The 21,414-nt window shown below is 41.0% G+C and carries 21 protein-coding genes; 8 read left to right on the plus strand and 13 right to left on the minus strand.

The window, feature by feature from the left end:
* Positions 1-100 precede the first annotated feature (100 nt).
* Positions 101-1,252, plus strand: coding sequence for a serine hydrolase (locus tag J4E76_RS00995; RefSeq protein WP_236017249.1), 1,152 nt, complete (start codon positions 101-103; stop codon positions 1,250-1,252).
* On the opposite strand, the gene J4E76_RS01000 is transcribed toward J4E76_RS00995, so the two are convergent.
* Positions 1,249-1,476, minus strand: coding sequence for a DUF3820 family protein (locus J4E76_RS01000; protein WP_208500601.1), 228 nt, complete (start codon positions 1,474-1,476; stop codon positions 1,249-1,251). The two genes, J4E76_RS00995 and J4E76_RS01000, sit on opposite strands and share 4 nt — an antisense overlap.
* Positions 1,477-1,990: 514 nt before the next feature.
* On the opposite strand from J4E76_RS01000, the gene J4E76_RS01005 reads away from it, so the two are divergent.
* From J4E76_RS01005 to J4E76_RS01015, 3 genes are all read left to right on the plus strand, one after another.
* Positions 1,991-2,899 (plus strand): SMP-30/gluconolactonase/LRE family protein, encoded by a 909-nt coding sequence (locus J4E76_RS01005; RefSeq protein ID WP_208500602.1) that lies wholly within the window; start codon positions 1,991-1,993, stop codon positions 2,897-2,899.
* Positions 2,900-2,980: 81 nt separating this feature from the next.
* Positions 2,981-3,904 carry a GyrI-like domain-containing protein gene (locus J4E76_RS01010; RefSeq protein ID WP_208500603.1) on the plus strand — a complete coding sequence of 308 codons (924 nt, stop codon included), beginning with the start codon at positions 2,981-2,983 and terminating at the stop codon, positions 3,902-3,904.
* A gap of 484 nt (positions 3,905-4,388) precedes the next feature.
* The gene (locus tag J4E76_RS01015) at positions 4,389-4,616 is read left to right on the plus strand and encodes a hypothetical protein (protein ID WP_069841571.1); all 228 of its coding nucleotides are present in this window, start codon (positions 4,389-4,391) and stop codon (positions 4,614-4,616) included.
* 6 nt (positions 4,617-4,622) lie between these two features.
* Here J4E76_RS01015 and J4E76_RS01020 read toward each other — a convergent pair whose 3' ends face one another.
* Both J4E76_RS01020 and J4E76_RS01025 read right to left on the minus strand, forming a co-directional pair.
* On the minus strand, positions 4,623-5,321 hold the full coding sequence (locus J4E76_RS01020) for a LytTR family DNA-binding domain-containing protein (protein WP_208500604.1): 699 nt from the start codon (positions 5,319-5,321) through the stop codon (positions 4,623-4,625).
* Positions 5,318-6,118 carry a sensor histidine kinase gene (locus J4E76_RS01025; protein ID WP_208500605.1) on the minus strand — a complete coding sequence of 267 codons (801 nt, stop codon included), beginning with the start codon at positions 6,116-6,118 and terminating at the stop codon, positions 5,318-5,320. Before J4E76_RS01025 ends, J4E76_RS01020 begins: the two co-directional genes overlap by 4 nt.
* A gap of 247 nt (positions 6,119-6,365) precedes the next feature.
* Between J4E76_RS01025 and J4E76_RS01030 the strand changes: the two genes are divergently transcribed.
* Positions 6,366-7,439, plus strand: coding sequence for a serine hydrolase (locus J4E76_RS01030; protein WP_208500607.1), 1,074 nt, complete (start codon positions 6,366-6,368; stop codon positions 7,437-7,439).
* Here the strand turns inward: J4E76_RS01030 and J4E76_RS01035 are convergent.
* Both J4E76_RS01035 and J4E76_RS01040 read right to left on the minus strand, forming a co-directional pair.
* The gene (locus J4E76_RS01035; RefSeq protein WP_208500608.1) at positions 7,429-7,824 is read right to left on the minus strand and encodes a hypothetical protein; all 396 of its coding nucleotides are present in this window, start codon (positions 7,822-7,824) and stop codon (positions 7,429-7,431) included. The genes J4E76_RS01030 and J4E76_RS01035 overlap by 11 nt on opposite strands.
* Before the next feature lies 1 nt (position 7,825).
* Positions 7,826-8,395, minus strand: coding sequence for a hypothetical protein (locus J4E76_RS01040; protein ID WP_208500610.1), 570 nt, complete (start codon positions 8,393-8,395; stop codon positions 7,826-7,828).
* 355 nt (positions 8,396-8,750) lie between these two features.
* Here J4E76_RS01040 and J4E76_RS01045 point away from each other — a divergent pair, with 355 nt between their 5' ends.
* Positions 8,751-9,251 (plus strand): outer membrane beta-barrel protein, encoded by a 501-nt coding sequence (locus tag J4E76_RS01045; RefSeq protein WP_208500612.1) that lies wholly within the window; start codon positions 8,751-8,753, stop codon positions 9,249-9,251.
* Between the two features lie 17 nt (positions 9,252-9,268).
* Here the strand turns inward: J4E76_RS01045 and J4E76_RS01050 are convergent, their stop codons facing one another.
* Together J4E76_RS01050 and J4E76_RS01055 are read right to left on the minus strand one after the other, a co-directional pair.
* Complete coding sequence (locus tag J4E76_RS01050) at positions 9,269-9,541, minus strand: DUF1456 family protein (RefSeq protein ID WP_208500614.1); 273 nt, start codon at positions 9,539-9,541, stop codon at positions 9,269-9,271.
* Between the two features lie 207 nt (positions 9,542-9,748).
* Positions 9,749-12,931 (minus strand): AsmA-like C-terminal region-containing protein, encoded by a 3,183-nt coding sequence (locus J4E76_RS01055; RefSeq protein WP_208500616.1) that lies wholly within the window; start codon positions 12,929-12,931, stop codon positions 9,749-9,751.
* A 239-nt stretch (positions 12,932-13,170) separates the two neighbouring features.
* Between J4E76_RS01055 and J4E76_RS01060 the strand changes: the two genes are divergently transcribed.
* Entirely contained in the window at positions 13,171-13,911 is a 741-nt protein-coding gene (locus J4E76_RS01060; RefSeq protein ID WP_208500618.1) for a hypothetical protein, read from the plus strand.
* Between the two features lie 197 nt (positions 13,912-14,108).
* On the plus strand, positions 14,109-15,173 hold the full coding sequence (locus J4E76_RS01065) for a helix-turn-helix domain-containing protein (protein ID WP_208500620.1): 1,065 nt from the start codon (positions 14,109-14,111) through the stop codon (positions 15,171-15,173).
* Between the two features lie 116 nt (positions 15,174-15,289).
* On the opposite strand, the gene J4E76_RS01070 is transcribed toward J4E76_RS01065, so the two are convergent.
* The 6 genes from J4E76_RS01070 to J4E76_RS01095 form a co-directional block, all read right to left on the minus strand.
* Positions 15,290-16,327, minus strand: coding sequence for an alpha/beta fold hydrolase (locus tag J4E76_RS01070; RefSeq protein ID WP_208500621.1), 1,038 nt, complete (start codon positions 16,325-16,327; stop codon positions 15,290-15,292).
* A gap of 150 nt (positions 16,328-16,477) precedes the next feature.
* A complete protein-coding gene (gene mnmE / locus J4E76_RS01075) occupies positions 16,478-17,857 on the minus strand; it encodes a tRNA uridine-5-carboxymethylaminomethyl(34) synthesis GTPase MnmE (protein WP_208500622.1) in 1,380 nt (459 codons plus the stop codon).
* A gap of 50 nt (positions 17,858-17,907) precedes the next feature.
* Positions 17,908-18,807, minus strand: coding sequence for a metal ABC transporter permease (locus tag J4E76_RS01080; protein ID WP_208500623.1), 900 nt, complete (start codon positions 18,805-18,807; stop codon positions 17,908-17,910).
* 127 nt (positions 18,808-18,934) lie between these two features.
* Positions 18,935-20,221 carry a metal ABC transporter permease gene (locus J4E76_RS01085; protein WP_208500624.1) on the minus strand — a complete coding sequence of 429 codons (1,287 nt, stop codon included), beginning with the start codon at positions 20,219-20,221 and terminating at the stop codon, positions 18,935-18,937.
* Positions 20,222-21,013, minus strand: a complete 792-nt coding sequence (locus tag J4E76_RS01090; protein WP_208500625.1) for a metal ABC transporter ATP-binding protein — start codon at positions 21,011-21,013, stop codon at positions 20,222-20,224.
* A 1-nt stretch (position 21,014) separates the two neighbouring features.
* Positions 21,015-21,392, minus strand: a complete 378-nt coding sequence (locus J4E76_RS01095) for a four helix bundle protein (RefSeq protein ID WP_208500626.1) — start codon at positions 21,390-21,392, stop codon at positions 21,015-21,017.
* Between the last annotated feature and the right edge of the window lie 22 nt (positions 21,393-21,414).

A 21,414-nucleotide genomic window follows, 5' to 3' on the forward strand; every position in this document is an offset into this window, starting at 1 on the left:
GAAAGGAGGTGTCATGGCCTCCTTTCATATTTTAGTCCACTCATCAAACCTTGCTTGAATTTTTTGAGATTACTCTCTATCTCGTTCCAAAATAGATTCTATGAAATTCTTTAAGATCAAAGTCATTGTATTAACGATGGTTTGTATTGCTCAAGTCTCATACGCCCAAGACTATTTTCCTAAACGGAGCGAGTGGGAAAGCAAAACAGCGAGTTCAGTAGGCTTAAATCAGTCCAAGCTCGATGAAGCAGTCAAGTTTGCTGAAGAGAATGAGTACAGTGGCTCAAAAGACTCAAGAGTAGCCTCCTTAATTGGCTTTGGAAGAGAGCCTTTTCATGAGATTCTGGGTCCGATGCGTGAGCGTGGAGGACCAGCAGGTGTAATAATCAAGAATGGATATATCGTGGCACAGTGGGGTGATGTAGATCGTGTTGATATGACACATAGTGTAACAAAGAGTTATCTCTCTACTACAGCAGGTCTGGCGATTGACAACGGTTTGATTAGAAATGTTCAAGACAAAGCCGGTGACTATGTTTGGGATGGTACTTTTGATGGTGCTCATAACGCTAAAGTGACTTGGCATACCCTTTTAAACCAATCTTCCGCATGGTCAGGGGAGCTTTTCGGCTTGCAGGATTGGGCAGACCGTCCTCCTAGAAGTGGCGGCCTTGACGATTGGAGGTTTAAGAAACCAGTCGAGCCTGGTACAGTGATGGAGTATAATGATGTACGTGTCAATGTACTTGCTTATGCACTGCTACAAGTATGGAGAAAACCCTTGCCCCAGGTACTGAAAGAGCGTATTATGGATCCAATAGGCGCTTCCACTACATGGCGTTGGTATGGTTATGACAATTCATGGGTAAATGTCGATGGTGTGAAAATGCAATCTGTAACTGGTGGCGGTCATTCCGGTGGAGGAGTGTTTGTTAGTGCCATGGACCATGCCCGATTTGGTCTATTATTTTTAAATGAAGGCAATTGGAATGGCAAGCAGCTCATATCCAAAGACTGGGTAAATGCTGTCCAGGTTTCTTCCGAAGCCAATACCAGCTACGGATACTTGTGGTGGTTGAACCGAGGGCCTCGGAAATGGAGAGGAGTAGAAGATGAGTCTATTTACTATGCAGCAGGCTTTGGAGGTAACTTCATAGTAGTAGATAAAACCAATGACATGGTAATTGTTACACGATGGTTGGAACCCAATAAGATTGGAGAATTTATGAAGTTAGTGCAAGAGGCACTTTAAAGGGACCTTTTGATAGGTTCTAACAGTTGCTCAAGACCATTGAGCTTGATTTCATAGATAGTGGAAAGGAGCATACCAAGCTTTCCCTTGGGGAAGCCTTTGCCAGCAAACCACTCTAAATAAGAAATAGGGAGATCGCATAGCGTTCTCCCTTTGTATTTTCCAAAAGGCATCTTCATAATGACCAAGTCTTTAAGAATATTGCCGTTCGCTTGTGCTTCCATCTTGATCCAAAGATCAAAACTTCGAGCGGCTATTCAAACCTCAAATGCTTTACCGGATTCTCCCTTGCCGATCGCCATGTTCTATAACCAATGGCTAGCACCACAATGGCTGTGACTACTATTACAGGGAGCACGAAATTGTTGAGTGAGGTTTCCGTGTGATAGACTTAGACTGATCAATGTGGTCCTTGTCACAAAAGCATTAATGCTTAGCATAATGTTGATTGTCTGCCTAGCGGGTTTCAATATATCGTCTTGAAGAAGGCCTGCTAAAAAGATGCTGATATACATTACTGCATTCATTCCTTCTAATCTGCCAAATAATTGCCATGAGGCAAAACGTTTTTAGAGGATACTCGCCTTCTTCTATGCTTCCTTGAGGCGAGAGAGTCATCACATGTTTATGTGATTTTTACCGTTTTTGGGTAAAACGGAGTCCGTTTACATGGGTAATAAATAACCTTAGTTGTTATTGCTAACGTAAAACAGAAAACCTCAAACACATTTTTTCATTATGAGACTTAAATTTCTAGCAATTACTTTTTTGGCGAGTATTTCATTGAGCCTTACTGCTCAAAAACCCAAAGTGACCAAAGTGACAACGCTTGGCGATCCCATTCAAGCGGGCAGTGGGGGCATGGAAGTAGATGCTTCTGGAAATATCTATATGAGCAATTTTGGCATTTATCTTAATCAAGCTGGCGGAGCAGAAGTTTTTAAAATTACGCCTGACGGAAAAGCAAGTGTGTTTGCCAAGGGTTTGAATGGAGCATCAGGAAACGATATAGGACCTGATGGACTTTTTTATCAGAGTAATGTAAGCGGTCGAAAGATCAGTGTGATCCAAAATGACGGAAGTGTTAGCGACTTTGCCACAGAAGGGTTCTTCTCTCCAGTGGGACTTGTTAAAACTGAGGATGCCCTTTTTGTAGCTAACTGCGGAAGTGGAACCATTCAAAAAGTCGATAGCGATGGAAACTCCAGTGTCTTCGCTAAAAGTGATCTTTTAAAATGCCCGAATGGTTTGGAGATGGATGATAAAGGTAATCTCTATACTGCCAACTTCATGAGTAGCAATATTGTAAAAATTGACCCTCAGGGACATACTTCTGTATTAGCAAGCCTTCCTGGAAATAATAATGGTCATCTGGTATTCAGAAACGGACTTTTCTACGTCCTCGCCAGAGGTGCCCATCAGGTGTATACAATTGATTTAGAAGGGAATGTTGAACTATTGGCAGGTTCTGGAAAGAAGGGAAATAAAGATGGGAGTGCTTCAGAAGCTACATTTACATTTCCGAATGACCTAGCTTTTAGCCCCGATGGCTCTAAACTTTATGTCAATGATGTAGGAGCAGAGACACAAGATGGTCGCCTACTAGGTCCGGTACTTATTAGAGTACTTCACATTAGCTACAATTAGGTCAAAAAGGAGCCGTGTCGCATTTATACTTTACAATTAGTCGCTAATTGACTAATTTTCTATGCACTAAATTTTTTGAACATGCCTAAGATGAACATAAGTCGGTCTGTGTTGGTGAATGCACCGATCGAGAAGATTTTTTCTACGCTAAATGATTTCAATCACTGGTCCAGTTGGTCGCCATGGCTGATAATGGAGCCAAACACAAGGGTGACTGTAAGAGAAGATGCCAAGTATTACGAATGGAAAGGTGGCCGAGTAGGAGAAGGTAATATGACCGTTCTCAATGAAAGAGAGAACGAGTCTATTGACTATGACCTAGTCTTTCTAAAACCATGGAAATCTCAGGCTAAAGTCAGTTTCTATATGAAACAAGTTGGCGAATCAATACAAGTCACCTGGACCATGGACAGTAGTTTGCCCTTCTTTATGTTTTGGATGAAAAAACAGATGGAAGCCTTCGTAGGTATGGATTACGAGAGAGGTTTGAATATGCTCAAAGAGTATATTGAAAAAGGAGAGATTGATTCTAAGCTAGATTTCAAAGGTGTTTCTGATTTCCCACATACACATTATGTTGGTGTTAGAACTTCATGCAGCATGGATAAAATGGGTGACCACATGATGGCCGATTACGGTAAGCTTGAGGAGTATGCAAAAGCCAACGAGGGTGTAGCTACCGGCCAAGCGTTCTCTATTTATCATAAATGGGATATGGTAAAGCAGACGGCCGAATACACAGCCTGCTTGGGAGTAAATGCTAAGCAGAGTGGATTGTCTGGAAATCTCGTAGCTGGAGAAATTCCTGCTACTAAGACCTATACGCTAAGACATGTAGGTGCTTATGATCATTTAGGAAATGCCTGGAGTACTTTATATGCCATGCAAAGGGGTAAAGAATTTAAGATGGCAAAGGGAATACATCCTTTTGAAATGTATGTGAATAGCCCTCAGGAAGTAGCACCTAAAGATTTGATTACCGACATACACTTCGCAGTCAAATAGGCCTAAAAGATCGCATCCTGAATCTTACCGCTGAGTTGAAATAATGTCAATTCAGCCAGTTTAGCATCGTACTTAGCCTGTATCAAATTGATACGGGCATTAAGTAGGTTGCTCTCTATGCTATCCTAAAGTCAATCTATGTAACTCGCCCTAGTAGGAATTACCCTTTTTGGTTGACATTATCAGCCGTGATGGTCATAAATCCTTCGATATCACGTGCGTTATAAGTTTCTAGCTGCTTTTGTACAATTTGTTCGGGTGACATCTTTTGTTGATTAAGAGAAATAATGCTGATTATTGCCGATAAAGAAAGCATGATTGATTTCATGACTATTAAATCTCATATGGGTCTCAATTGTTTAGGAGTTTATCGATTAAGAATCTCAAGTTCTACAATGATCTAAGCTGATTTTTGATTACCTTTTCGGCCAACGGCTTCATTGCTTTAAAAATGAAGTCTTACTGAAGAGAATCAAACATATAGATGGAGAAAAAGGGAAGACCAGCAACTAAACCACCTACCTTAAAAGAAGGTTTTTATTTAGAAGTAAGAAGTAAAGGCTCCAGTACGGGAGTAAAAATCAGAAGAGACACAAAGGCCGAAATGGAATTTGCTGTTCGTCAATACGAAAAGAGTAAGACTGTAACCTACCTAGGAGAGGTAAAAGCCGGCAGGTGGGTAGACGGTAAGAATGCAGGTAAGAAAACCTAGCATCACTCAATCATTTTTCAACAACCGCTTTACAGTATTGGCATAAGTCTGTCCAATAGGAAGGAACTTATCGCCCAATTGAATCTTGGTACCAGTCAGTGCCTCAACATGCTGATGGGCTACAATATAAGATTTATGAATTCTTAAGAAGGATTTCTCTGGCAGTAGAGATGCCAAAGTTGAAATTCTTTCTGGGGTAATTATCATACCTTCTTGAAGGTAAACTTTGCAATAATTCCCATAGGCTTCGATATATCGTATTTCGTTTAACCAGACCTTCCTGAGCTTCCGATCTTCTTTCAGAAATATGCTTTTCTCGGGCATATCATCAGGTTTTGATTTTCCACCCTTGATGTCATTCAATAATACTTTGTTTACTCCTTTTAAGAAACGCTCGAATGAGAATGGTTTGAGTAGATAGTCGGTGACATTCAATTCATAACCCTCCAGAGCAAACTCTTGATAAGCCGTGGTGACAATGACTCTTGGCGGATTTGAAAGTGTCTTTAGCATTTCAAATCCACTCAGCTGTGGCATGTTGATGTCAAGAAATATCAGGTCTGTAGACTCTTTCTGAAGTATGGTCAGGGCTTCCATAGCGTTATAAGCATTACCCACTTTTAAAAGATGAGGTAGGTTATTGGCATAGCCTTCAATAATTCGATGGGCGATTGGCTCATCATCTATGATTAGAAAACGTGTCATGAGATAGTCAACTCAAGTTTAGCCTTATAAACGCCATCAGTGGCTTTGACTTCAAAGGTATGACGCTTTGGGTAGCAAAGTTTTAACCTCTGTTTCAGGTTATTGAGTCCAGTTCCACCGTGTAGGTAAACGCTTGGAAGAAAGTTGTTTTCAATTTCAAAGCTGACCCTATTCCTTTTGGCCTTGATATAAATATTAATAAAAGCTCCAACTGTCAAAGTCTCAACGCCATGTTTAAAAGCATTCTCAAGGAGGTTGATGAATAAGAGTGGAGAAACTAAAAACTCTTCTGTGGAGAGTTCTTGATGTAATTGGATATTAATGTCAGTCTTATACCTAATCTTATGAATTTCGATGTATTGTCTTAAATGCTCAATTTCTTGACGAAGCGTTACCGTTTCTTTTTCGCCATTGTATATAGTGTAGCGCATAACCTCTGACAGTTTAAGTATGATAGGGGCTGTGTCGTCTGATTTTTCGATGGCCAGCCCATAGAGGTTGTTCAGAGTGTTGAAAAAGAAATGGGGATCCATTTTACTCTTCAAAAGCTCCAGCTGAGCTTGAGCATGTGAATTCTTAAGCTGTTGGTACTGTTTCCATTTGTTGAAAAGAAAGCTGAATACTACATAACCAATAGTAAGACCGAATATCAACTGAGCAATTTTGAACTCCTCTTCTGAGCTCGAGTTGCGGTCTAGCTCATAGGCCCGTTTCAAATGAAGCATACTGATCGTTGAACTAATCAATATGATCAGTACGATAATCGCTTTCACATGCCTCCTCAGCCAGTTTATCATCCTCTAAAAGTAAGTGTTAGCCTAGTCGATAACAAAAGGCTTTCCGGGTAGAGATGTGATTAATGATGAACACTGCTTTTTTAATGTTCAACCGAGTTCATCATGCCGATGAGGAGGTTTGTCATCACAGTAGGTGAGGTGATCATTAAAAGAAAATTAATGCTATTGCTACTGCTAGGTTCAGGCATTGATTATTAAAAAAAGAATTATGTCGTACACTCGAAAATTTTACGCAATAGCAATTTTAATGGCAATGACCTCGGTAGTCAGTGCCCAAACTAAAGAAGATTATAAGGTGCTTAGGACAGCACTCAACAAGGATGTACCGGCTCTAATGAAAACCAAGAATGTACCAGGGATGGCCATTGTAGTTTTCGATAAGGGAGAGATCATTTTCAAAAAGGGAATAGGGTATGCGAATGTTGCTGCCAAAAGACCTATCACTGAGGAAACTGGCTTCAATATCGGCTCTATATCCAAGCTCTTTACCGCCTGGGGGGTAATGAAACTTGTACAGGATGGTAGAATAGATCTGGACGCACCAGTTGAAGAGTATATCACCCGATGGAAGATTCCAGCTTCAGAATTTGATAGTAAAAAAGTGACGATCAGAGCACTTTTGAGTCATACTGCAGGTTTATCGGTCCATGGGTACCCTGGCTTTAACCCAAGAAAGAAGCTTCCAAGTCTTGTGGAGTCCTTAAATGGAGATAATGGACCTGTTAGGGCAGATGAGCCGGTGGAATTGGTGTTAGAACCACAGAGTAAGTTTCAATATTCCGGTGGAGGTTTTACCATACTTCAGTTGATGATTGAGGAAGTGACTGGAAAGCCCTTTGCTAAATATATGGAAGAGACTGTTTTTCGCCCTCTAGATTTACAGCATACCAGTTTCGTTATCGATAAGCATGTGCTTCAGCATACCGCTTCGCCATATGACGAGAATGGTGATAAGATCTACCTAGAGAGGTTTACAGCTACTGCCGCAGCTGGTTTGCACACCACCTTGGAGGACATGATTAAGTTTACCAATGCCGCTTTTAACGGAAACCCTGTACTGACTCAGAAAACTCTTGCTATGATGAGAAAGCCAGATCCAATTACTAATGGAAGCTATGGCTTGGGCTATATGAATTATAAAATGGGACCAATTACAGTTCAAGGGCATGCAGGATCGAATGACGGTTGGGAATCCGGATTTATGATGAATTACGAAGAGAAAAGCGGAGTGATTATGCTTACCAATGGATCTCTAGGTAAGGATGTGGCCATCGCTACTCTTAGACAATGGGCAATGTGGAAAGCGAAAGCTAGTCGTTAAGAGAAGATAGTTTTATGTGGACAGCCCTCAAGGGTTGTTCACCTATTACTTCTGCTCGATGCCCATGCACTGAAGCATTGAATGCAATGTGGGAGGGAAGGTAGTCTTTGGCAATAAACATATCTCCAGCGGAGAAGTCTCTGGCATTGCCATTTTGAAGGGTCAGCCTGATTATGCCCTGCTGTACAATGATTAAAGTTGGGTCGCCAGCTACATGGAAGTCGGTTTTGTAACCAGCTTCACTTTCTCTTAATCGGAAATTCAGCGCATTGATGCGATCGGTTAGCATCATTCCACCCATGGTGTTTTTATCAAATTGCTCTGTTGAAAAAGTAGAAATGAATTGATCATCGACCTCTATAGTGGTTATTTCAAAAGACGCCATCCTATTCCTCTATTTCTTTGCCATTTTCCATCCAACAATCATCATAAATGGAGCAGTATTTAAGACTCAAATTGAAGAATCCAATTTTGGCGTAGAAGTCTTCCTTGTCTAGTATTTTAATTGAGAATAGATTTCTTGTCTCACCTGGCTTATAGACTGAGTTGGGAGATTTTCGAATAGCAAACTGAAGGAGTTCGTATTTGTCTTTTCCCATAATGCTGTCCATGGCATTGGTGAAGTCTCGAAAGTCGTTGTAGGCCTTATCTAGAATTTGAATGCTAATTTCTTTGACAATAGCCGGCCCAACTCCTTTGTTCTCTGCCGTAGAATTAAATGTGAGGGAATCAGACAGTTGATTCAATATGGTAACCCCACTTTTAACCTCCATATAGGGCCAGACCGCACCCTTTTGTTGTTCAACCATTACCTTTTGTTGCTGTGCCATTATCTCTTGTTGCTCCGCCATGATTCTGGCTTCAATGATGCCAATGAATAATGCAGCAACACTCATGATCACAGCTAAGAATGATGCTATGTCTGATCGACTAAATTTCTTTTTACTCTCGGTCATTCGTCAAAGTCGTGGATTAACTATTAAGTATATCCAATTAAACCATGACCGCAAAGTGATTCGAACTTAAGCCTATCGAAAGCTTATCCAATAACGAAGTGAAGTGCTTGGAAAAAGGCGATGCCTGCTGCTAAAATTGTTACTGCTGCTAAAGTGTTCTTGGTTTCTATGATTACTGTTTTCATAACTTTTTTGTTTTGTTACAATAGCAATACGCAAAGGGTGCATTTACCCAACCCCATAGGGTAGAAATATTTTTAAAAGTACAAGTGAGTGTCCAGGAGAAATACATGCAACATTATTGCATTAACGAGGAAAGTTTCACTTCTTGACATCTCTATATCAAGAGTCCGACATGAAAATCGTTTCCAGAATAGTTCTTGTATGCATTATAGGCTGTTTGTGTTTCGTTTGTAAAGCACAAGAGAAGAAAATTGGATTCACCATCTCTGCTGGTTATGCAAGCAAGCTCACTTTTGATGGTAATTCTTTTGAAGCGGGTAATGGGATTCACTTGGGCATTAACTTATACAAGAAAAATACCGAACGCTTGAGCTGGGATGGGCAGTTGTCTATAAATAATACTGCAGAGAAGTTTACTTCTTCCAATCTTATTACAATTAATGCGCTTTATGGAGTTAGGTACTACCTGAGTAAACCAGAGAGTGTCACCAGGTTTTTCGCTAGTCTTTTAGGTGGACCAGCCCTAAGGATTGACAATGGAGATGATTTTACCGAGACAATTATCGATGTTGGATACTCCGTGGGCTTTTATGCAGAAAGAAAGCGCTTTCTCTTTGGAGTTTCGATTGATGCCCCTGAGAATCTGATTTTTAAGCTAGGATATATCTTTTAACTGAGGTGCGATTGGATTCAATCGGCCTGTCTCTTATCAGGCATTGGACCTCGTAAATGGATGATTAGTCCATTTAGGAAGTTTCGTAAGATTTGATCACCCGCTTCTACAAAATTGTCGTGATCCGCTGCGCGGAACATATCGCCCAGAGCCCCTTTCGAAATTTCAAAATCTACCAATTTTAGAATGGCAATAATATCATCGTTTCGAAGTTTATGCGCCACTCTTAGCTTTTTAAGTATGTCGTTGTTGGTGAGTGAAGATTGCTTGGTGCTATAGTTAATGGGCATAAGACTTTGTTCTTTCTGTGCCAAAGATGCGAAAAAAGGAGAGGAAGTTATTAGACTTGGCCAGTGAGATTTTTATTCTTTTCGATTCTCTCAATTGATATTTCTTCCCTTTCTTGGATGCCTCGCTTCAATCTCATTCTTTGATGCTCTTAGCTGTTTTCTTGATTATTAGTTCTTAGATCTGCAATCAAAAGGAAGAAGTATTTGTCAATTCTTTTCCTTTTTTCTTCCCAGAGTGACGTCATAATCTTCAGGTGTTCCTTTGACCCTTACACTGACAAAAGTGGTTCTTTTAGATTCGTCTCTGTATTGAATGTCATCTACCTGATCCGAGTTGTCACGATTCTTTCGACCAAATAGCTTTCTAAAACCGGCACGGGTAACAACCTTAAATGGTATTCTCATTACATAATCCATGTTAAGGTCGAGGCTTTGAGTACCGGAGATTTCGAAATACCCTAGGCTAGTATTGATATTCATATTGGGAATAATAAGGTCTCCATTGCTTAGTGTAAGCTTATTTTGAAGCGTATCGAACCTTACGAGGTTTAGGTTCTTATCCGTAAAATAACTGGAGAGTGCCTCGAAAGGCGTAAAGTCCACGAGGCTTCCGTCTAAGACTTCAATATCCATTTCTAACTCAGAAACGTCTGTTGCAGGAACTAAATCCGGATGCATGTGTATTTTCCCCTTTAGTGACCCACTCAGTTGTCCATGCAGGTTGTTCGAAACCAACTGATCTTGACCAAAATTATCAAACTTAAAAAGTAGTTTGTCCAGATCAACATCTTTCAACTCCATATTAGGACTGAAGTAAATTTGCTTAGGGTCAGAACCATTGAAATAGCCACTCAGCCTCATTTCTCCGCCAGCAGCTTTAAGAGACATGGTGTCTAAATAGATGTAATGATCTCTTTGCATTTTTCCCTCCAACATGAAGTCATCCAACAGGTATTTATGATAATTCATTTCATCTATGTCAAAGCTGAAGTCCATATTGGCAAATGGAAGGTCAAAAACATTAAACCCAGCTTCGTGATCTACTTGCCCGTTTTGGGTGTCAATCTGGGCAGGCACATAAGAGAACAGTTGATCAAAGTCCAGTTTTGGACTCTTGAATGAAAAGGAGTGGTTAGGACTAGTCTCATCCTGCTTTAGATAATAGGTAAGATCAGTAACGAATTCTGAGTTACCCACTTTTCCACCTAGGTTTTCGATCAGCAGTTTAGAACTATCGGCCCATATTTTACCGGCAAAGTTTTCCAGCTTCATTCCATGAACTTTCATAGAAGTACTCAAGTGGTCAAGTTCCAAGCCAACTGCCGTGATTTCTTTGTCAAACTCTAATTTGGAAAGCCCATGAAACCTCAGGTTTCTAAATTCTTCATGACGATAGTCTTCAGGTACATAATTTTCTCCTCCATAAGAGAAAAGGTCTTCTAATTGAATACGTTGAGCATCTAAATTGAAATCGATCTCTGAAGTACCGCGAGGCTGATCTTGAAACCATAAGTCATAATGTGTCAGGTTTCCATCAAAATGAAAGTCACTTTGGTCTAGCATTCCTGTAAAATCTATGACCTTAAAATCGGTTGAATCTATAATGATATCCGCATTAAAATCATGAAGCTGATGTGGGTAGTGGGTCAAATCTGCCTTTAGTCTGGTAATGAAGAATTCACCTAATGGCAAATAGGGAGACTCTGTGAAGGCTTTAGCACTGCTTTTAAACTTAAAGCCAAGCGATAAGTCACGAATTTGCTCATCGAAGCCCTCTGTAAGACTATCTATCTTAGTGATTTCCAATAGGTCGATCATGTTGGATTGAATATCCATATTCACATCCACTGGTAAACTCGTATGGTGAATGATAGCGGGCAGGTCTGATATGTCTGCCGAAAAAGAAATGTTTGAATTACCAGCTTTTAACTCAAACTGATCTATCTCAGCTCTATGTCCATCCATGGAAGCATGGATGTTGATGTCTTGAAGAGGCAAGTGAAAATTAGGGCTCTTGAAGTTCAGATCTTCTACTTTAAGTTCTGTATAATAACTCTCATTTAGTCGTTCAATAGCCTTTGAAGGGTCGTCAAGGTCAATAATATCATGGAAGTTCATGTCCAAGGCAATTTTTCCACTCACATCTTCAAGCCCCTGTATATTGAAAAACTCTGCTAAAAAGTCTAGGTTAAACTCTGAGTTGACTTTCATTTCGATATCAGGCGAATCGAAATTTTCTATCCTGACATCTCCACGGAATGTTCCAGTTTCTGGCTTGGCTGTAAAGTCTTGTATGGTGAGTAGCATGGTTTCCGGAGAATTCTGTGCTCCGGTGGTGAAATGTCCTTTAAAGAATAAGTCGTTGACTTCTTTACCGGCTTCAAGGTTTTCAATGAAAGCTTCTTCGCAGCCAAAATCTATTTCTAGGTGGGGAGTCTTTCCAAAAGCCGCTGGTCCTTTGATATCTGCATCGAAATAGACTTTGCCCCCATTAGCGTATCTTTGAATTAGAGGGTTGTACTCTTCAGGAATGAATGCTAGGAATAGATCGAAGTTAGGCTTCTGTCCACTGATTTGAAGGTCGAGGTTAAGGCTATCTTCTACGTTTATGTGCCCATCCATTAGAAAGGAGGCTTTTTCAATGAATAATTCCGAGGGGTCTAGGTCAAGTATTCCCGTCTTGAGGTCATAATCTATACCAGTACTTAAGGAAAGGTGTTTGTCATGTAGAAAAGATGTATCCCCATCCAGTACCAAGTTAAAAAGCACACGACTATCAAACTTGGCTTTGATATGTTCTTCCGACATAGATAAACTGGAACTAATCTTTTCTATAAACACCTCAGCCAATATATTATTAGCTTCATTGATCTTAAGGAGATCAATGTTCTTCAGTTCAACTGCTTCTAGACTAAGATTTAGTGGAGCACCTTCAGCTGAAGGTGCCTTTTCTTCAACAACCTGATCATTTGAAAGTGCATTTAATACGTTCAGGCTGCCATCGGTGTGTTGAATGAGTTTAATGAAGCCATCACTGAGCTTCACTTTTTTAACCTGGTAATCTCCCTTGACGATAGACAAGAGGTCGAATCCCACATAGACATCCTGGACGCCAACCAAAGCTTCCGTACTGTCTGATTTAGTTTCATATATGGCGACATTTTCTAAGTCGATTGACACGTAGGGAAAGTTGACAAAAGGAGAGATGTGCGAGTCTTCAACACTGAACTGGCCGGTAAAATCTTTATTCAGACTAGAGAGTGCCTTTTGAATGAGTTTGTCTTGCTGATTGTAGACAATGCCGATAACAATTGTGACCAGAAAAATCAGGCTAAGTCCAATGATCATCAATATTTTGATCCAGCGTCTAAACTTATGTGTTGTTTTCATTAGTCCATTAAAATACGCTTCAAAGCCCAGAAGGACTATAAATTGCTTTGGTTTTTATATCCTTTGAGCAATGAAAAAGTGTTTCTTATCCTATGAATGAAAATGATGACAGCTTGTATTGGGTAGATTAGAATTTAATAGTGCTATTTGATATCTTTCTCACATGTGTGGAATAACCATACTTTGAGTAACAATCATTACCATTCCAATTACCTTGTCAATTCGTCTAACCACAGTTTATGAGATTTCTATTTATCTGTATCTGTTCATTTTTTGTATCACTTGCCACCTTTGCTCAATCGACTGATGAGCTAATAGCGAAGAACTTAGAGGCTATGGGAGGGCTATCGAAGTTGATGTCCACTCAGAACATCACTTTCCTCGGGTCTGTAAAAATTAGGCAAGGCAATAATTCGACCGACTTTACCTTCTCACAAGTCATGACTAAAGATGGGAAGATGTTATTCCGGTTAGTAAACAGTTTAGGTAGGATCGTGAATCTTCAGGGTTTTGACGGAGTAGATGCATGGGTCGGGACAGAATCAAGATCTCAATTAATGAAAGGAGAAGCCCGATTAGACTTTATACATAACTCATTCCTGACACGTTTTATAGACAGGGATAGACATGCAAAGAATATTAAGCTAATAAGTAGTATTAAGCAGGAAACAGAGCTTTCTATGCGCGACTTGCTTGACCGAAGGATTACTATAGTCTTGGATAATGCTACTCACCAAATTACCAAGGAATCTTATCTGGACTTGCAGGGCAATTTTCATGTGATTCGAAATAGTGATTTCAAGGCTTATGATGGATTGGTACTCCCTTCAAGTATAAGAGTAACACAGTTGCCTCGCTGTAAGGGCTGTTCTGATGAAGAGCAAAACAACAAAATTGTCACCATGAGTTATACTGTCGATCAAGTAGTTCTGAACGCGACAGGTATCGATGCTAAGATGTTTGAACCGACAGGAGGGTAATTAGAAAGTATTATTTCCGAATGCAGAACTTCGATAAGATGTTTGCTAGCAAATCATCCAAGGTGATCTTTCAGTTTTCCAACAACAATGTTTCAACCATCCTAAGCGAGTAACATTCTTTAAGTTTTGTTCGTCTTGTACGTTACCTAGGCTTTTGGGTCTGTTGTAAGCCTCCAGCACCTACATAATAAAAAACTATGAGCTTTTGGCCTCTATTCTTTTTTGCCGTTGGCTTTCAGGGCGTTTTTCTTGCTGTCATTCTTTTTGCCCAAAGGCGTAGCAATCAAGCTAACATCTATTTGGCCTTACTTATTCTCTTGTTTTCGGTGTCTACTATTGATACCGTTATTTTCTGGATCACTTGTGAGTGTGATAGCCCAGGGTGGTTAGGTTTAAGCCTCATATTTACATTTTTATATGGTCCACTCTTTTACCTCTACCTGATAGCCTTTGATAAGCGTGAAGTTAGTTTAAAGGGGCGGTGGAAGGATTTTTTGCCAGCTTTGATTGTCCTTGCTTGGCATGCCCAGTATATTATTCTCAGACTAACAAAGCCTCAACTCATTTCTGAATGGAATAGCAGTCTGTTTAGTTCTTATCTGTTGCCACTGGCCGGACTGGGTTCCTTGCTTTTTTATGCTTATTGCGTTTATAAATTCATTCTTAGGCTTGAAAAAAAGCACGCTACTGAAATTTTAAAGTCGTGGCATTGGCTTGGGTTGATATTCAAAGCATACTTGTTTTTTGTGTTGTTCCACTTCATCTACTTCGCAAGTATTGCATTGGGGAAATCAACAAGACTTTCAGATACTGCTATTGTTTTAGGGTATTCTATCTTTATCTACTCAATCGGCTATCTAGCACTTAAAACCAGCAAGTTGTTAAATGGTATCAAAGTGAGTACTAACAAGTACCAAAGCACTTCGCTACCTCAAAGCTTCTCAAGGTCCATGTTCGAAAAGTTAGAGGCTCACATGAGATTGAATAAACCTTATAAGCAGAATGAGATCAAGCTTGCAGTATTAGCAGAAGAGCTTTCCCTTGCTCCATACCAGCTTTCACAAATCATTAACGAACATGCCAACCGCAATTTTGCGGAGTATATAAATGTTTATAGGGTTGATGAGGCAATTGCCCTCATATCACAAATAGATAGGGTGAATGAATTAGCATTTGAAGTGGGTTTTAATAACAGAACAAGTTTCAATCGAGAATTCAAGAAGCGAACGGGCCTTACCCCGACAGAATTCAAAAAGAGATGAAAAGGTGAGGGTAAGAAGCATTTAACCGTACCTATATAAATAATTCAGCCCAATCACTGGGCTGAATCATAAAAAACCAATCGTGCCCTTATTAGAGGAATTTTCTTAGGCAATTATTATTGGTTTGTGGAAATGGTATCGGTTTTAAGTCTTTCATACATTTCTCTGATCTCATTGAGGACCATGCCGGGTTGATCAAAGTGAATATAATGTCCAGACTTAGATACAGGAACCAATTTTCCCTGAGTACTTAGTTCCGACAACTCACGTTGCATTTCGAACCAGGCCTTCTGTCCTTCAATGAGTAGTTCCTTACTAATGTTGCCCACTTGAGATGGGTTAGGAGGGTCTACTGCACCAAGTACCGTCAAGGGTAAATCGTCTAGTGATGTGACCTCAGCTGCCTGTTCAAGACTCTCCAAAATATTACTGAATTCACTAAGTACCGTGGATATACTTCCGGCAGATACTTTGTAAAGTGCCGTCTGTTTTTCAGGTGCTATCTGTGGGAAGTTGAGTTCATTTTTCATCACGTTGCGCATGATGCCGATTTTACGTAATAAAGGGACTGTTTTCAGTATGAACTTTGGAGGCACACTAAAATTCTTATTGGCAGGGAGTCTTTCGAATTGTTCTGGGTGTGATGAGTCAACCAGTATAAGCCCCGCCATCTCATCGAAATACCTTTTAGCAAATAACCGAGCATAGGGACCACCCATTGACCAGGCGACTAATAAATAAGGTCCTTTTTCATTCGAATTTTCAAGTAGCAGGTGAAGCTCGTCCACTAGTTTATCAGCAACTCGGGGCTGAGGTCCAATTTCGCTCCAGGCTATACCAGCCTTGTCGTAGGTACAGACACGACAAAACTCTGCAATTGAGTCAATAAGACCAGACCAGAGAATTGAACCGCCCATAGGATCTAGGCCGGCCTCTAAAATGACGGTAGGAGCGCCCTCTTCCGCAGTTCCACGACAGTCAAGGTGAAGCTTATGAGAACCAACTGAAATCATTTCACCTGGTGGTGGATATGCTTTAAGCGCATTTTTCCTTGCAGTGCTTTCATAAATAAGCCCACCGATGGAGCCAACGATTAGCAAGCTTATAAATGATATGACGATGAGCTTTAATACTTTTTTGACCTTCTTTTTCATATAAATGACTTCTACAGTTTTTGAGATGTTGTTTTCTTAATATTCATTGAACCTCAAGAAAGGACATGGCAGAGCAGTACTGTCAACAATTATAATTATTGTCAAAAAGCAGGTTGTGCAGAATTTTTCTGAAAAGGTTTGGCGGATTAATTACTTCCCAATACAAAACTTGCTGAAGATATTGGCTAATAAATCATCAGAGGTAATCTCACCTGTTATCTCACCAAGGTAGTGGAGGGCGCGCCTGATGTCCATGGCGACAAAGTCATTGGTGACTGAACCGTCAATGCCGTTGATTACATCTTGCAGTGAGTTCTGTGTTTGTAGGAGGGAGTCGTAGTGACGGACATTGGTGACTACCGTATCACCTCGCTTGAACTTGTCTAGGTTCACAAGTTCAAGGATTCTGGTTTTAAGCTTTTCGACTTGTTCTGGCTCTTTTGCAGAAAGGAAAAGCATATCAGGGTGTTGCTTTTGTAAGCCTTCCACAAATGATTCCTCCACCTTGTCAATCTTGTTCCCTAGTTTGAGAAAAGGTACGCCTGTATTCTCTAATCGATTGATTTCTTTATTCATCTCGACAATATCAAGGTCTGCCAAATCGAAAAGGTAGATAATGAGCGAAGCTTGCTTCATCTTGGCTTGCGTTCGTTCCACACCGATAGCCTCAATGGTATCGGTCGTTTCCCGAAGACCGGCTGTATCGATAAAGCGGAAGGCCACACCACCAATGATAATTTCGTCCTCGATAAAGTCTCTGGTGGTTCCAGCAATATCGGAGACAATGGCCTTGTCTTCGTTGAGCAAGGCATTGAGTAGGGTAGACTTGCCTGCATTAGGCTTTCCGGCAATAACGGTCGGCACGCCATTCTTGATTACATTACCTAAGTCAAAGGAGTGGATCAAGGCATTGATTACTTCCTGCAGTCGGTTAACAAGCTTCTTCAAGTCATCTCGACTGGCAAACTCAACGTCTTCTTCGCCAAAGTCAAGCTCTAATTCAATCATTGAAGCAAAATGGATCAATTCTTCTCGAAGGTGTTTGATTTCGCCTGAAAAGCCGCCTCGCATTTGATTTAAGGCCGCATGGTGTGCAGCTTCGGAATCTGCATTGATAAGGTCTGCTACTGCTTCGGCTTGGGCTAGGTCAAATTGCCCGTTCATAAAAGCGCGTTTGGTAAACTCACCTGGTTTGGCAGGACGCGCTCCCTTGCGTATGAAAAGTTGTATAATTTGACGGATAATAAAGTTCGATCCATGACAAGATATCTCGACTACATTTTCCTTTGTGAAGGATTTAGGGGCAATGAAAAGGGAAATCAGAACTTCATCTAAGATTTTGTCTTCATCCCTTATTGTACCAAAATGAATCGTATGACTCTTTTGTCCTTCAAGATCTTTTCCCTTGAAAACCTTGTTTACAAGCTTAATCGCATCATTTCCACTGAGTCTGATTACCCCAATGGCACCAACGCCCTGAGGTGTGGCGAGTGCAATGATAGTGTCTTCGTTTTGCGATAGTGCTTGCATAGGCCTGCAAAGATATACTTAGGGAATTGAACTAAAAAGGGAAGGCCTTATTACACCTTTGGCATAGCGAGTTTTTCGGCCTCCTTTTTTTGATTGATCCGCTTAAGTAGAATGCCACTGCTCGGGGAAAATAGATAAGCCAACCCAAACAAAATACCCGCTACAGTAACCACAGCTCCTGCGATAGATCCGTCTAGGAGCACAGCCAAGTAATAACCTAATATACTAATGATAATCGCTATACCACAGGTGATTAGCATCATTTTCTTAAAGTTATCAGTTAATAGATATGCTGTAGCAGGAGGAGCCACTAAAAGCGCTACAACAAGGATGGCACCCACGGAATCGAAGGCAGCTACTGTAGTCATAGATACTGAACCCATTAGCAGGTAATTCCACAGTGCGACAGAGATACCTGTGGTCGCTGCAAAAGCCGGGTCGAAGGTGGTTAGGTAGAGCTGTTTGAAGCCTACTCTAATGAATAGGATGTTCACTATGAGTGTTAGTGCAGAAACATAAAGGGCTTTAGGTCCCATGTTCTGACCAGAATCAGATATCCATAAATCGATCGGCACATAGGCAATCTCTCCATAAAGAACGCACTCTTGGTCTAGGTCGACTTGGCCAGCGAAAACCGAGATTAGGATAACGCCCAATGCAAATAGCGAGGTGAAAGTTACTCCGATCGCTGCGTCAGTTTGCAGCTTCGCTTTCTTATTGAAAAATTCGATTAAGAAGGTACAGAGAATACCCAATAGAGCAGCTCCGATGATCATTTCGAAGGAGTCTCTCGTTCCTGTAATCAAGAACGCAATCACAATCCCTGGGAGCACAGCATGAGAGATAGCGTCACCCACCATGGCCATTTTTCTCAGGATTAAGAAACAGCCTAGCAAGCCACACGAAATGGCAAATAGGGAAGAGGTCAATATGATATAAACTGCATCCATCTCTTGAATTAGGAATTAGGAATTAGGAATTAAGAATGTTGAATTTTTACTCACTCTCATTTCATATATCTTTTTAGCTCATTCATTTGTTTATTGGTACTCAATACGCACTTCGTATTACTCAATTCTAGTAAGGTATTTTCTCTTCGTGTGGATCAAACTCTGGATACTCCAGCATCCTCTCTAGCTGTGCTTCTAACTCGGGTGTTATAATATGCTCAACCGTCTCTGCATCCTCATGTACATGGTCAGGAGCAATCTTCATGTACTTAGATAGATACAGCTCCCATAGCCTATGAAGTTTCACTACCCGTTGTCCTTTTACCTTTCCTGCTTCGGTATAACTCCAGTAGCCATTTTTCTTGACAAGAAAGCCTTGACGCTTTAATCGTCTTAAAGCTACTTTGAGTGCTTTTCTAGGGAAAAATCGCTCTTCTATGATTTCATTGACGGTTCGGCCCTTGTAAGGGTCTTCATCTTTTTCTCCAAGATGATAGAGCTCCTTTAAGAGGTTCTCATCCATAATCAGTCGTTGTAGTCTTCTTTGCTGGATACTACGCGCAAAAATCCCTCTTTTGGGAGCTATGAAGAATGAAGTGATTGCAATGGCTGAGATGATCATCACGATCCATGGACCTGTGGGCATAGCTGGTGCTACATAACTGACATATGCTCCAGAAAGGCCCGAGATTCCACCCATAACGGCTGCAATCAATGTCATCTTGAAAACATCATTTGTCCAAAAACGAGCTGCAGCAGCTGGCGTAATCAGCATGGCGGCCATTAGAACAACTCCCACAGCTTGTATTCCAGTCACTACGGCAAGCACGGTCAGGGAAGTCAACAATAGGTCAATCCATTTGACAGGTATGCCCAAGGCTCTGGCATAGTTACTATCAAAGGCGATCAACTTTAATTCCTTGAAGAACAGGCCAACAGTAACAATCAAAATAACCGCTACAATACCGAAGACAATCAAGTCCTTACCCACCAATGCAGCGGCTTTTCCAAAGAGGAAAGAATCAAGGCCCGTTTGAGCAGCGTTGCCAGAATGCTGTATGTTAGTGAGCATCAAAATGCCAATACCAAAGAAGACTGAAAGAATTAGGGCAATGGCCGTATCCTCTTTGATCTTTGACTTTGTGGTGATATGATCAATAATGAGAAGTGATATCCATCCCGTTAAAAATGCCCCCAAAATCATCCAGATAGGATTCTTGGTGCCAGAAAGAATGAAGGCTAGGCAAATACCCGGTAGTACTGAGTGAGCCACCGCATCGCCCACAAGCGCTTTCTTTTTAAGGAAAGTAAAGGTGCCTACAACAGCAGAAGAAGCTGTCAAAAGGACTGCGCCCACCACTACCGAAACGATGCTCGGGTCACTAAAAGAAAAGAACTCTTTGAAAGTTTCCATTTAGTATTTCTCCCTGCTTGGCATTTGACGTTTCCTTACTAATTCACCTACCTCGGCCAAAACGGTGAGCTTACCACCATAGGTTTCTTGCAACATGTCATTATTGAAGACCTTGTCGATTGGTCCAGATGCCACTAATCTCATATTGAGTAAAACGATCCAGTCGAAGAATTCAGCGGCTGATTGTAAATCGTGATGGACAACAATAACCGTTTTACCATTAGCTGTCATTTCCTGCATAATAGCTAGTATAGCAGCCTCAGTAGCCGCATCGACCCCAGCAAAGGGTTCGTCCATAAAGTAGAGATCAGCCTCTTGTGCCAGTGCGCGTGCCAGGAATACACGTTGTTGTTGGCCGCCTGATAGTTGAGAGATTTGTCGATCTGTATAGGCTTCCATACCCACTTTACGCAAGCAGTTCATTGCCATTTCTTTATCAGCCTTCCTAGGACGGGTGAGGAGGCCTAGTTTAGAGTAGCGACCCATCATCACCACATCCAGTACTGAAGTAGGGAAGTCCCAGTCTACGGTCTCTCTTTGCGGCACGTAACTGACCTTGTGTCTTACTTTGTCGAGGGCTTCATCGAACATGCGTACATAGCCCGAACCCAAGGGTAGTAGGCCCATGGCAGCTTTAATCAAGGTAGACTTGCCAGCTCCATTTGGGCCAATAATACCAATGAGTGCCCCTTGGGGTAGTGTCATGTCAATATTCCATAAGACAGGCTTCTTGTGATAAGAAACGGTCAGGTCATGAAACTCTACTACGGGATTTTTAGCTTCAATCTTCATCCTAGGGTTGTTTGGTGTTTGGTAATTGGGTTTTTAGGTACTGTATGAATGCATTCAGTTTCCTTTTCAGTATCAATAATTCTTCATTGTGGTTGCTGTAGGTTTCAGAACTGATAAATTCTATGTCTCTAGCCAGTATTAATTGATATTCAAGCTCAGAGGCAGAGCCCATGGCGATACTGCAGAACCTTATTAACTCTTTCTGACTATCCCGACCACACCCCTCTGCAATGTTAGTAGGAATGGACTGTGAACTTCTTCTCATTTGTGATATAAGTCCAAACTGTTCTTTCTTTGGGAAATCAGTGGTTAGCTTAAATATCACTAGTGCCATATCATGCCCCCTTTTCCATACTTCCAGTTCTTTAAAATCTCCCATTGTATGTCATATTTTACCCAAC

Origin of the sequence: Roseivirga sp. E12 (assembly GCF_017592825.1) — a bacterium.
Taxonomy (GTDB): domain Bacteria; phylum Bacteroidota; class Bacteroidia; order Cytophagales; family Cyclobacteriaceae; genus Roseivirga.